Raw genomic sequence first — 12,912 nt, forward strand, 5'->3', positions numbered from 1 at the left:
TTTGTTATGACAGTTTCATGGATTCAAGCAATCTTGCTTGGTATTTTCGCCAGTTTGTCTTCAATGCCTGGTATGGGTGGTACCAGTATCGGGAACTATACTCTTGGACGTCCTCTAGTCGGAGGGTTGATTTCAGGGTTGATCCTTGGAGATGTGACAACCGGTATCATGGTCGGGGTTGCCCTTCAAGTCGTTTATATCGCCTTGGTAACACCTGGTGGTACCGTATCTGCCGATGTGCGGGCTATCTCTTATATCGGAATTCCTCTTTCTATCTTATTTGTTCATGCCAACAATATCACGGGTGAGGCAGCAATTGCAGCGGCAGCAGCCCCTATCGGTGCAGCCGTTGGGACCATCGGTACCGTTCTTTTCTACGGTACTGCAACCATGAACTTGCTTTGGCAACACATCGGTTGGAAAGCCGTTGAAGAAGGAAACTTCAAAAAACTCTACGCAGTTGACTGGGTTTACCCATGGATTTCTCACTTCCTCTTTTCTTTCCTTCCAACGATGATTATCACCAAATACGGTGAAAACATGGTGGATTTGATGAAACAATACCTTCCAATGGATGGTTACTGGATGAAAGCCCTCTTTACAGTCGGTGCTCTTCTTCCATGTGTCGGTATTGCCATCCTCTTGAAGCAAATCGTTACAGAAGTGAGAGACTTCATTCCATTCTTTGTTGGATTCACCTTGGCAAAATCTCTTGGCTTGAACTTGGTAGCGAGTGCGGTGGTTTCATTGATCTTTGCGGTAATCTACTATGAACTTGAAGTGATTAAAACAATGAAAGTCGTCTCTGCTGGAGCAAATGACTTTGACGATGATGAGGAGGATATCTAAGATGGCTGATAAAAAGAAAATTTCAAAGAAAACGCTAACCAAAGCATTCCATCATTGGTATTATGGTCACTTGACCTGTTTCTCTCAAGAACACATGCAAACCTTTGGGTATTTGACTTCTATGCTTCCAATCGTAGAAGAAATGTATGATTCCAAAGAAGAACAAAAAGAAGCTATGCAAACCTATACTGCCTTCTTTAATACCGAACCACAACTGGGATCACTGGTTGTAGGGATTACAGCTGGTTTGGAAGAAGCGCGTGCCAATGGAGATGCAGTAGATGGCGAAACCATCAACGGGATGCGTGCTGGTCTGATGGGACCAATCGCCGGGATTGGTGACTCCTTGGTTGTTGGGACCTTAATCCCTGTACTTCTCGGGATAGCCCTTGGTCTTTCTAAAGACGGAAACATTACAGGAGCTCTCTTCTACATCGTCGTTTGGAACCTTTTGGTATACTTGGGAATGCGTTTCGCCTTCTTCAAAGGTTATCACTTAGGGGACAAGGCTGTAGAATTCCTTGTAGGACCAAAAGGACAAGCCCTTCGCAAAGCGATCAGTGTAGTCGGTGGTATGGTCATCGGTGCTGTAGCAGCGACTTGGGTCTCTGTTACAACAGCCCTCGAATTCAAAAATGCTGACGGAGAAGCCTTCCTTAAAATCCAAGAAAAGATTGATGGTGTTTATCCAGGTCTCTTAACTGCTACCTTTATCACTCTTTGCTGGTGGCTAATGGCGAAGAAGAAAGTTTCACCAAACAAGGTCATGCTTCTTTTGGTCATCATCGCCTTGGCTGGGGTAGCTCTTGGAATCTTTGATCCAGGTCTCAAATACTAAGAGAAAACTAGAAACAGTTTATTGCAACCGGAGCATTGAGAATGAAGTACGTGACCTCCTTTACGAATACTTCATTCTCAATTCTTATTGAAGGAGGCATTTATGCACACCAGACAAGAATTAATAAAGGGGTATGAGACGGAAATTCACTACCAACGCCATATGTTGGAAAACTTGGGTCGCTGGTTTAGTGTGCTCTTTCTCATGGCCAGTATTGGTGGACTGCTGATTTATTTCTTTCACAAAACTTCTCTACTATTTTTGATCTTAGGTAGCTTGATTGCCCTATTTGGGCTAGTAGGGATGTTGCTAGTGGGGTATGGGATGTATCGTGGTCGAGCCAACTTGCAAAAAGTCATCCAAGCTTACCAACAAAAGCTAAATTTAGTTGGCTAGAAATCGAAAGCACTTCGAGATTGAGGTGTTTTTTTCTTGACTATTTTTGACCAAGTGATACAATAGAAACATAACTTAGCACTCGATGTCAAAGAGTGCTAAAATACAGGAATGGAGGAACGATATGTTAAAACCATTAGGAGACCGCGTGGTCTTGAGAGTAGAAGAAAAAGAACAAACAGTCGGTGGCTTTGTCATCGCAAAAGCAAGTCAAGCTGAAACCAAAACAGCAGAAGTCATCGCTGTAGGCGAGGGAGTTCGGACCCTCAGTGGTGAGTTGGTAGCACCAAGCGTCAAAGTCGGTGATACAGTCTTGGTGGAAAATCATGCAGGCGTTGAAGTGAAAGACGGCGATGAGAAGTACACGATTGTTGGGACTGCGAGTATTCTCGCCATTGTTGAAGCCTAAAGAATCAGAAAGGAGAAAGATCTATGTCAAAAGAAATTAAATTTTCATCAGATGCTCGTGCAGCCATGGTTCGTGGGGTGGATATCTTAGCAGATACCGTTAAGGTGACCTTGGGACCTAAAGGCCGCAATGTGGTTCTTGAAAAATCATTTGGGTCACCACTGATTACTAATGATGGGGTAACCATCGCCAAAGAAATCGAATTGGAAGACCATTTCGAAAATATGGGTGCCAAATTGGTATCAGAAGTGGCGTCTAAAACCAATGATATCGCTGGTGATGGGACAACGACTGCGACTGTCTTGACCCAAGCTATTGTTCGTGAGGGGATCAAGAACGTTACAGCAGGAGCGAATCCAATCGGTATCCGTCGTGGGATTGAAGCAGCGGTTGCGACTGCTGTTGAAGCCTTGAAAAATAACGCCATTCCAGTTGCCAATAAAGAAGCCATCGCCCAGGTTGCGGCTGTTTCTTCTCGCTCTGAAAAAGTCGGTGAGTACATCTCAGAAGCCATGGAAAAAGTGGGCAATGACGGGGTGATCACGATTGAAGAATCTCGTGGAATGGAAACAGAGTTGGAAGTCGTGGAAGGAATGCAGTTTGACCGTGGTTACCTCTCTCAATACATGGTCACTGATAATGAAAAAATGGTGGCAGACCTTGAAAATCCTTATATCTTGATCACCGATAAGAAGGTGTCAAATATCCAGGAAATCCTTCCATTGCTTGAAAATATCCTGCAAAGCAATCGTCCGCTCTTGATTATTGCGGATGATGTGGATGGAGAAGCCCTCCCAACTCTTGTCTTGAACAAGATTCGTGGAACTTTCAATGTCGTAGCTGTTAAGGCTCCAGGATTTGGGGATCGCCGTAAAGCTATGTTAGAAGACATCGCGATTTTGACAGGCGGTACTGTTATCACAGAAGATCTCGGTCTTGAGTTGAAAGATGCGACCATCGAGGCGCTCGGTCAAGCAACTAAAGTGACAGTGGACAAAGATAGCACAGTCATTGTAGAAGGTGCAGGAAATCCTGAAGCCATTGCCAACCGTGTAGCGGTGATTAAATCACAAATTGAAACCACCACTTCAGAATTTGACCGTGAAAAATTGCAAGAACGCTTGGCTAAATTGTCTGGTGGTGTTGCGGTCATCAAGGTCGGAGCTGCAACCGAAACAGAATTGAAAGAAATGAAACTTCGTATCGAAGACGCCCTCAATGCGACACGCGCAGCGGTTGAAGAAGGAATTGTTGCAGGTGGTGGTACGGCTCTTGCTAACGTTATTTCTGCAGTTGCATCCCTTGAATTGGAAGGGGATGAAGCAACAGGACGCAATATCGTGCTTCGTGCCTTGGAAGAACCTGTACGCCAAATCGCTCACAATGCGGGTTACGAAGGTTCGATTGTTATTGATCGCCTAAAAAATGCTGAGCTTGGAACAGGCTTTAATGCTGCAACAGGTGAATGGGTCAACATGATTGAAGCAGGAATTATCGACCCAGTGAAGGTGAGCCGTTCAGCCCTTCAGAATGCGGCTTCCGTAGCGAGCCTTATCTTGACGACCGAAGCAGTGGTAGCCAACAAACCAGAACCAGCTCCAGCAGCACCAGCTATGGATCCAGGTATGATGGGTGGGATGATGTAATCTGATACCAATGATTGGTGCTAAAGCACCGAATCATTGGACGGTAGTCGCTATGTTGCGGCCTACCTAATCATCTTACTAAGAAAACAAAGAAGGCATTATCGGCCTTCTTTATTTTCTGTCGTAACCTGTGTGTTTGATTGAGGCTTTGCCTCTAATCATTTGACGCCAACCACTATCAGGTGGCTTGGCTAAACGTCTTACTAGCTCAAAGGGAGGAAAGTATCGTTCCTCCCTTTTCACGTCGTAACCCCGTGGTCAATTTATTAGGTGGCTTTGTAGTTTACGGCAAGCACCATGGTGCCTTACCGAAGTGTCTTACTAAGAAAACAAAGAAGGCAATATCGGCCTTCTTTATTTTCTGTCGTAACCTGTGTGCTTGATTGAGGCTTCGCCTCTAATTATTTGACGCCAACCACTATCAGGTGGCTTGGCTAAACGTCTTACTAACTCAAGGGGTTAGTAGAATCTTTTCAATCTTCGACCAATCATAGGATGAACTGTCTGACGCAGTAGCTGATTGGTTTCTTCCTTCGCTTTTCCAAGCTTGGAAGAGTCCTAATCAGCCTTGCGGGGGCGAGACAACGAACGAATGATTAAAATATTCGTTCTATCTCGCTCCCTTTTCACGTCGTAACCTATGTAATGGCAAGCACTATTGTGCCTTACCGAAGTGTCTTGCTAAGAAAACAAAGAAGGCATTATCGGCCTTCTTTATTTTCTGTCGTAATCTGTGTGCTTGATTGAGGCTTCGCCTCTAATCATCTTACGAACTCAAAGGGAGGAAAAGGTGTTCTTTTCATCTTTATTTTAATGAGTTTCCATAAAATTTCACAATCTTAAAAAGGTTTCTGTTTTACTTATTTTCTTTTGTGTTTCAAAACATTGGAATGATAAAACAACATAGATATATTATTGTCGAGCGAAATGAGTTGTGCCTTTTTCTTTTATTTTTTAATCTGATATCAATCAGAAGTGTTAAAAAAGACAGCTCATTCACACTATGTTTATTTTACTCTTGGTAATTCTTCTGCTTCCTCTTTGCTATTAAAATGCAATACAAAATCCTTTGTCTTGTAACATTTTTAGTGTAAACTAATAGAAGTAGATAAAAGATCTACATCGGGGCAAGGACAGGATTACTTCCCACATATTTGCCTTAAGACAATAAAACTTGATCGAACAAGCGGGTCTCTCAGGAGTTCCTAAAAACTTTTATCGACCTTTTTCATATTAAAAAATATTTTTGCCTGTCCTTGCCAATTAGCTCCTCCAGAATTTTCTGGGGGAGTTTTTTTATTTCATAAACATTTCACATTTCTTTTCTATAATAACTATAACAAATGATGAAAGCGAGTCCAGTTTCTATCAATAAACTGGGAGTCTTTCTTTTAGATGGAGGTAGGAGATGTTTCTCTTGCAACAGGCAATCGCTTATATTTCTCGAAAAAGAACGAGGAATCTGGTTCTCTTTCTGATTCTCCTCTTGATCCTCTCTTGCTTGTATTTCTGTTTTTCACTGATGCAAGTAGGAGGAAGACTGGAGGACCATATCAAGCAGTCGGCTGGGACCAGTTTTGCTCTGACCAGTAAACAGGGGACTGCCCCCTTTGCTCTGAAGGAAGCTAAAAAAGTGCAGCAACTAGCTGGGGTAGGATCCATGGTCCCCCAATATGAAAGTCCCGTTCGCATTCTTGATAAAGAAGCGGTGACGGGACAGCAGTCGGTGGAGCGAGACGATTTGGGGCAGGAAGCCAAGCAAGCGCTAGGCGCTGTATTCACCCAGAAGACAGACCAGCACCTGGATTTCCGCAGTGGTAGTTTCCAACTGATGCAAGGCAAACACTTATCCGACAAGGCTCGCGGGCAGATCTTGATCCACCAAGAGTTGGCTAAGAAGAACAAGCTAAAGGTCGGAGATTCCTTGACTTTATCCAGCTTTCAGATGGGAGAGACTCCTGCCAAAGAGCAAACCTTTAAAATCGTTGGGATCTTTTCGGGTAAGAAACAGGAAAAATTCACAGGAATGACCTCTGATCTGAGTGAGAATCAAGTCTACCTCCCTTATGAGGATGCGACTAAGCTTCTTGGTCTCAGTCAGCAAGAAGTGACCCAGGTCACCTTTGGAGTCAAAGATCCTGAGAAAATCGATGCCCTCTTGAAGCAAGTTAAAAGCTTGGATCTGGATTGGCAATCTCTGCGCGTGGTCGAAGATCGCAAGGCCTTTGACCAGATGAAGGAATCCTCTCAGACACTAGAAGGGCTAGTAAGGATCATGATGATCGTCCTCCTAGTGACTGGAGCCGGTGCCCTATCGCTCTTACTGAGTCTCTGGACACGGGAGCGGATCCATGAAATCGGGGTGCTCTTATCCATTGGGAAGAGCAAGGGACGGATCTTTGGACAGTTCCTCTTGGAAGTGGTGCTGGTATCCTTACTAGCGGTGATCCCAGCCTTTCTCATCGGACGGATGGTCAGCCATCGTTTCTTAGAGCAGTTTGTCGGACAGACAGGTCAACAGCAGACCCTAGACTTGCTCAACCAAATCCCTCAAGGCCTTTCCTTAGGAATCGCCTATGCTAGCCTCTTGTGCTTGATCCTTCTGTCGCTCGGTGTAACTACCAGCATGATCTGGCGCAAGACCCCAAAAGAAATATTAACAAAAATGAGTTAAGGAGAAATGACACATATGTTAGAACTCAAGAATGTAGCCTATAGTTACCAAAGCTATAGTGAAGATATCCTCTCAAATGTGAACTATCAGTTCGAAAATGGGACATTTTACAGTATTATCGGTCAGTCAGGAACTGGGAAATCTACCCTCCTCTCTCTCTTGGCTGGTCTGGACAATCCCAAGAAGGGGCAGGTTCTCTTTGATGGGGAGGACATTCAGACCAAAGGGTCTAGCTACCACCGCAAGCACCATGTCTCCCTAGTCTTTCAGAATTACAATCTGATTGATTATTTGACGCCACTTGAAAATGTCCGCCTGGTCAACAAACAAGCTGGGAAAGACATTCTCTTGGAATTGGGATTGGATGAAACGCAAATCAAACGCAATGTTCTTCAATTGTCTGGAGGGCAACAGCAACGGGTGGCCATTGCGCGTGCACTCGTCTCAGAAGCACCTGTCATCTTGGCAGATGAGCCGACAGGAAACTTAGACGAACAGACAGCCGGTGATATCATTGCTATTTTGAAGAAGTTGGCCAAGGAACGCCAAAAATGTGTCATCGTCGTCACCCACAGTAAGGAAGTGGCAGAGGCCTCCGATGTGGTCTTGGAATTGAGTCGACGTAGCCTCGTTGAGAAGAGCAAGTAAGGAGGGAATGCTATGTTACGCAATGCTTTTGCTTATATCACACGTAAATGGCCCAAGTCTCTCTTGCTCTTTGCCATCATTCTCCTCATGGGGACCTTGAGCTTGATCGGACTCTCTATGAAGGGAGCGACCCAACAAGCTTCATCGGAAAGCCTGGGATCCATCACCAATAGCTTCTCCATGCAGATCAACCGCCGGACCAATCCGGGAACCCCTCGGGGAGCTGGGAATCTCAGAGGAGAAGATATCGAAAAAATCAGCCAGGTAGAGGGGATCACTTCCTCCATCAAGCGGATCAATGCCATCGCAGATATCCTAGACCACGAAATCATTGAGACTGAAGAAACCTTACAAAACCAATCTCCAGAGCGGGCTAAACACTTCAAGAATACCTTGATGGTGACAGGGGTCAATGACTCTTCAAAAGAAGATAAGTTTGTCTCTGGGGCCTACAAACTGGTCCAAGGGGAGCACCTGACTGATAAGGACAAAAACCAAATCCTCATGCACGAAGATTTGGCGAAAAAGAATGGCCTCAAGGTAGGCGATAAGGTGCGCCTCAAGTCTAACCTCTATGATGCTGACAATGAAAAAGGGGCTAATGAAACCGTCGAAGTGACCATTAAAGGCTTGTTCTCAGGAAAAAACCAAGCTCCTCTAACTTACGCCCAAGAATTGTATGAAGATACGCTGATCTCTGACTTGGATACAGCTGCCAAACTCTATGGCAATACCGTTCAAACAGCTACCTATGAGGATGCGACCTTCTTTGCAAAAGGGGATCAGGATCTGGATAAATTGATCGAAAAAATCAAAGCCTTGGATATCCCATGGAATTACTTTGACTTGGTTAAGAGCTCTTCCAACTACCCAGCCTTGCAAAAATCTATCAGCAGCATGTTCCAAGTGGCGAACTACTTGTTTATCGGTAGCCTCATCTTTGCTAGTTTGCTTCTCACCCTTCTCCTTGTCTTGTGGCTCAATGCCCGTCGCAGAGAAGTGGGTATCTTGCTGGCTCTAGGGCTTTCCAAAGTGCAGATTGCAGGGCAATTTGTGGCAGAATTGGTCATGATTTCCATTCCAGCCTTCCTCCTCTCCTATGAAGTCGCAGGTCTTCTTGCCAAAGCAGTGGGAGATACGGTGCTCAAAAACGTCACCAGTGGCATTGCCAAACAAATGGCTCAAGAATCCTCTGCAGCCAACCTTGGTGGAGGAGCTGAGGCGGAAAGCTTCAGTAAGACCCTGACAGATATCCATATGGACATCCAACCGAGCCAATTGCTCGTGATTGTTTTGGTCGGTGGGCTTCTCTTGATTCTTGTATCCATCCTTTCTTCTCAATGGCTCTTGCATAAGAAACCAAAGGAACTCTTGGTGGATGTCGAATAAGAGATTGTTTCCTAAAATAGAAATAGGGTATAATAGGAGGTAGAAGTTTCTTAGATAAAAAGGAAAGTGTATGAAGATACTAATCGTAGAAGATGAAGTCTTGATTCGAGAAGGGATGAGCGACTATCTCATGGAATGTGGCTATGAGGTCTTTGAAGCAGGCAATGGGCAGGAGGCCCTGGACCTCTTTCACAGAGAAGCGCCGGATCTAGTCTTGCTGGACATCCAGCTTCCTATCCTCAATGGCTTGGAAGTCCTCAAGACCATTCGCAAGACCAGCTCAGTCCCTGTCCTCATGCTGACGGCCTTCCATGACGAGGACTATAAGTTGACAGCCTTTGGAGAGTTGGCAGATGGCTATCTGGAAAAACCCTTCTCCTTGTCCCTCTTGAAGGTCCGTATCGAAGCTATTTTTAAAAAGCTCCAGCCTTCCCGGGTCTTCACCTATGGAGAGGCACGAGTGGATTTTGAGAGCTACACAGCCAGCATAGCAGGCCAAGCCATTTCCATGAATGCCAAGGAGTTGGAAATCTTGGAATACTTGCTCCAGCATGAGGGCAAGGCCCGGACCCGCTCTCAGATTCTCGATGCCGTCTGGAAGGAGACGGAGGAGATTCCTTTTGACCGGGTGATCGATGTCTATATCAAGGAACTACGAAAAAAACTGGAGCTGGACTGTATCGTTACGGTACGCAATGTCGGCTATAAATTGGAGAGACCATGACCAAACGGAGTATCTTTGCAAAAATCTTTCTGATCACCTTTGCCCTTTTTAGTGGCTTAGTCATCCTTCTACATGCTTCGGTTTACTTTATTTTTCCATCAACCTATATCGAGTCCCAGCGCCAGACGATTTTGAAGAAATCGCAAGCCCTAGCCAAGAGTTTCCAAGGCCAGGAAGAAGGGACCATTGAGTCGGTCATCGACCTTTATTCCAAGACCAATGATATCAAGGTCTCGATTAAGGGCAAGGAAAAACAAAATGCCCTAGAGGTCAAGGATGACCTGCTCGTGAACCCTGATAGCCAGAATAATTCGCTGGTCATTGAAGAGCGAAAGATTCAGACCAAGGAAGGGAAAGACTTAACCTTGCAATTCTTAGCGACCGTCGATTCGCAAAAGGAAGCGCGGGACATCAGTCTGGGCTTTCTTCCCTATAGTCTCCTTGCTTCCTTTGTTCTGTCGCTAATTGCCTCCTATCTCTATGCCCGCATGATTTCTGCTCCGATCCTTGAGATCAAGCAGATGACCAAGCGGATGAAGCGGCTGGATCGGACAGCCAATCTCCCCATTCACTCGCAGGATGAGATTGGCGTTCTCAAGCAACAGATTAACGATCTCTATCACCATCTCCTAGAGGTGATCGACAATCTAGAGCAGCAGAAACAGGAAAATCTGAAGCTGGAGCAGATGAAGGTGGAATTCCTACGGGGAGCTTCGCATGAGCTCAAGACTCCTCTGGCCAGCTTGAAGATTATCCTAGAAAATATGAGGGATAAGATTGGCCGCTACAAGGACCGGGACCGCTATCTGGCGGTCTCCCTCGATATCGTCGATGAGATGAACCAGATCGTCCTAGAAATCCTATCCCTGTCCTCTGTCCAAGAACTGGCCGGAGAGAAGGAGTGGATCCAGCTGGATCAGGTCTTAGAGCAGATCCTCGACCAGTACAAGGTCTTGGCTCAATCCCGCTCGCTCACGATTGACAATCAAATCCCTGACAAAGCAGTTTACATGGACCCAGCCATTCTGAAATTGGTCCTCTCAAATGTCATCAGTAATGCCGTCAAGCATTCGGATGCCGGTGGAGAGATCCAGCTCCGTCTCGAAGAAGAAGGGACGCACTTGGCGGTTGAAAATACCAGTCAAGAAATGGTAGAGATCGCTGAGATGCCAATGACCGCTAGCCGCCAGAAGAAGGAAGGTGGCTTGGGGCTCTTTGTGGTCCAACACTTGCTAGACCATGAGGAACTGGCCTACCAATTTGACAAAACGGCTATGGGCTTACGCTTCCGTATGGAACTGCCCAAAGATCCGCAAGAATAAAAAACTAGCGAACAAGAGAGACTCTTGTTCGCTAGTTTGTATTTAATCAAGCTTTTCGACCTTTAGCAATTGGCCGTGTTTTAATTCATAAATGGTATCCACATAGGTCAGGATAGAGCGGTCATGGGTCACCATGATGGCGCTCTTGTTTTTGGATTTGACTTCTTTCCGGATCAACTGGGCGATTTCTTGCCCTCGATCTGGGTCTAAGCTAGCCGTTGGTTCATCGGCTAAAATGACCTGCGGATTTCCGATGAAGGCCCGCGCGATGGCTGCCCGTTGTTTTTGCCCACCGGACATCTGATTCGGGTATTGGTGGTAACAAGCTTCGATGCCAAGATCTGCCAACAAGGCTTTGACTTCCTCATGGCGTTTTTTCTTGTCCTTTTCCCCCTTCAATTTGGCCACCAGTTCTAACTGATCACCGATTTTCATATAGGAGAGGAGCTGGTGATCTTGAAAGATAAAGCCGAGCAATTCCAGGCGTTTTTGCGTCCACTGGCCTTGGTTGAGGCCGGTCAAGTCTTGGCCAGCGATAGAAATCCGCCCCTCGTCTGCTGATAAGAGTAAACCAGTGATAGCTAAGAGGGTGGATTTGCCAGATCCTGAAGGGCCCAAGATGGCAACAAATTCGTTGGATTCGACGCTTAAATTCAGCTGGTTAAGGACATGGTGCATCTGGCTGCCATCGGCGTAGGATTTTCTGATATTTTCTAATGCGATAATGGCCATCTTATTCTCCATTTCCACCAATGACTTCGATTGGATCTACTTTTTTGATTTTGATAAGGGACAAGGCACCACACAAAATAGAGGTCAGGATAAAGCTAACCGAGATGGTGAGGTTGTCTTTCAGGGTCATAAAGGAAGGGACGCTATTGGGTAAAAATGGCGCCATCATGGTTGCCAAGCCAAGACCAAGCAGTACTCCGATGAGGGAGATGATGGTGAGCTGGGATAGTTGGACATAGGTGATCTGGCTCATGGACATGCCAATGGCCTTTAGGACGCCGAACTGTTTCAACTTTTGCAAGGTCAGGATATAGAAGAAGACCCCAAGGATAGCAGAGGAAGCGAGTAGCAGCACCCACGTGATCATCCGTAGCGTCAGGTTTTGAGCCTTGTAGCCAGGGATTTTATCGATCACTTGCTTCTTATCCGCCACCATTAAGTTGCTGGCTAGATTGCTAGAAGTGATGCTTTTCTTGGTCACAAGGGTTTGGGCTTGCCATTGATAGCTTGGATCTGTTTTTTGCCGCATGCCTGTGTAGGTCTCCGAGCTGATAAAGCCAATCTCGCTATAGCCGTATTTAGCATTTTTCGCAAAGGCCACGACCTTGAGTTTTTGCTTAGAAGTTTTGTCGATCACTTGATCGCCAATTTGGATTCCCTCATCCTCTTTGAAAGAATGGTCCAGAATGACCTCGTTTTTCTGTAAGTCGGAGATCTTGATGTCTGTATCTTCCATGATTGGATTGAGGATTTCTTTTTCATTGTGATCGGTCGCGAAGTAGGTGATATCCAGAGTGTTGGAATCCTCTGTTTTTGAGACGGTTGCCCGCTGGATGGACAAGCCAGAATAGTCTATCCCTTTTATCTTTTGGACCTCATCTAAATCTTTCGCCGTAATGGTTGAAAAGGGGATAATCCCTTCTGAATCCGTCGAAAGGATGTAGTGCAGGGCCCCATAGTTATCGATTTGGGCCGATACCGAACGGCCCAGTCCATTTGTCAGACCAGATAAGAACACCACCATAAACATGAGGATGGTGATGAGGAGTTCAATCAGGATAAACTTCTTGGGTTGGTATTTAATTTCATTCCATGCGATTTTCATATTCGTTCTCCTTTTAGCACGGAGGTGCTCGAGTAGCTCGGCACCTAAACACACTCTACCATCATACCACAAGTGGGGGGATAATAGGGGGCTAGTGTTTGGTAGAGTGTTTCAAAAACATTATTCTTTTTAGATACTTAAATGCCTATGAGATTGTTATTCTTCTTGTTAAGTAGACTC

At 45.5% G+C, this 12,912-nt stretch carries 12 protein-coding genes; 10 read left to right on the forward strand and 2 right to left on the reverse strand.

Annotated elements, in window-relative coordinates:
- Positions 1 to 6 precede the first annotated feature (6 nt).
- The 10 genes from E5S68_RS08520 to E5S68_RS08565 all read left to right on the forward strand — a co-directional run bounded on the left by E5S68_RS08520 (position 7) and on the right by E5S68_RS08565 (position 10,895).
- The gene (locus E5S68_RS08520) at positions 7 to 849 is read left to right on the forward strand and encodes a PTS mannose/fructose/sorbose/N-acetylgalactosamine transporter subunit IIC (RefSeq protein ID WP_135783176.1); all 843 of its coding nucleotides are present in this window, start codon (positions 7 to 9) and stop codon (positions 847 to 849) included.
- Positions 833 to 1,687 carry a PTS system mannose/fructose/sorbose family transporter subunit IID gene (locus E5S68_RS08525; RefSeq protein ID WP_167470863.1) on the forward strand — a complete coding sequence of 285 codons (855 nt, stop codon included), beginning with the start codon at positions 833 to 835 and terminating at the stop codon, positions 1,685 to 1,687. The genes E5S68_RS08520 and E5S68_RS08525 overlap by 17 nt, the downstream gene beginning before the upstream one ends.
- A gap of 102 nt (positions 1,688 to 1,789) precedes the next feature.
- Positions 1,790 to 2,083 (forward strand): DUF202 domain-containing protein, encoded by a 294-nt coding sequence (locus E5S68_RS08530; RefSeq protein ID WP_135783178.1) that lies wholly within the window; start codon positions 1,790 to 1,792, stop codon positions 2,081 to 2,083.
- Positions 2,084 to 2,207: 124 nt separating this feature from the next.
- Positions 2,208 to 2,492, forward strand: a complete 285-nt coding sequence (gene groES / locus E5S68_RS08535; RefSeq protein ID WP_135783179.1) for a co-chaperone GroES — start codon at positions 2,208 to 2,210, stop codon at positions 2,490 to 2,492.
- Between the two features lie 23 nt (positions 2,493 to 2,515).
- Entirely contained in the window at positions 2,516 to 4,138 is a 1,623-nt protein-coding gene (groL, locus tag E5S68_RS08540) for a chaperonin GroEL (protein ID WP_135783180.1), read from the forward strand.
- Between the two features lie 1,408 nt (positions 4,139 to 5,546).
- A complete protein-coding gene (locus E5S68_RS08545) occupies positions 5,547 to 6,812 on the forward strand; it encodes an ABC transporter permease (protein WP_135783181.1) in 1,266 nt (421 codons plus the stop codon).
- Between the two features lie 15 nt (positions 6,813 to 6,827).
- Entirely contained in the window at positions 6,828 to 7,460 is a 633-nt protein-coding gene (locus tag E5S68_RS08550) for an ABC transporter ATP-binding protein (protein ID WP_371094392.1), read from the forward strand.
- 12 nt (positions 7,461 to 7,472) lie between these two features.
- Positions 7,473 to 8,849, forward strand: a complete 1,377-nt coding sequence (locus E5S68_RS08555; RefSeq protein ID WP_135783182.1) for an ABC transporter permease — start codon at positions 7,473 to 7,475, stop codon at positions 8,847 to 8,849.
- A gap of 70 nt (positions 8,850 to 8,919) precedes the next feature.
- Complete coding sequence (locus E5S68_RS08560; RefSeq protein ID WP_135783183.1) at positions 8,920 to 9,573, forward strand: response regulator transcription factor; 654 nt, start codon at positions 8,920 to 8,922, stop codon at positions 9,571 to 9,573.
- Positions 9,570 to 10,895 (forward strand): sensor histidine kinase, encoded by a 1,326-nt coding sequence (locus E5S68_RS08565; protein WP_135783184.1) that lies wholly within the window; start codon positions 9,570 to 9,572, stop codon positions 10,893 to 10,895. The genes E5S68_RS08560 and E5S68_RS08565 overlap by 4 nt, the downstream gene beginning before the upstream one ends.
- A 42-nt stretch (positions 10,896 to 10,937) precedes the next feature.
- On the opposite strand, the gene E5S68_RS08570 is transcribed toward E5S68_RS08565, so the two are convergent.
- Positions 10,938 to 11,627, reverse strand: a complete 690-nt coding sequence (locus E5S68_RS08570) for an ABC transporter ATP-binding protein (RefSeq protein WP_135783185.1) — start codon at positions 11,625 to 11,627, stop codon at positions 10,938 to 10,940.
- Position 11,628: 1 nt separating this feature from the next.
- The gene (locus E5S68_RS08575; RefSeq protein WP_135783186.1) at positions 11,629 to 12,732 is read right to left on the reverse strand and encodes an ABC transporter permease; all 1,104 of its coding nucleotides are present in this window, start codon (positions 12,730 to 12,732) and stop codon (positions 11,629 to 11,631) included.
- Positions 12,733 to 12,912: the final 180 nt, after the last annotated feature.

This window comes from Streptococcus rubneri (assembly GCF_004785935.1).
GTDB classification, from domain to species: Bacteria; Bacillota; Bacilli; order Lactobacillales; family Streptococcaceae; genus Streptococcus; species Streptococcus rubneri.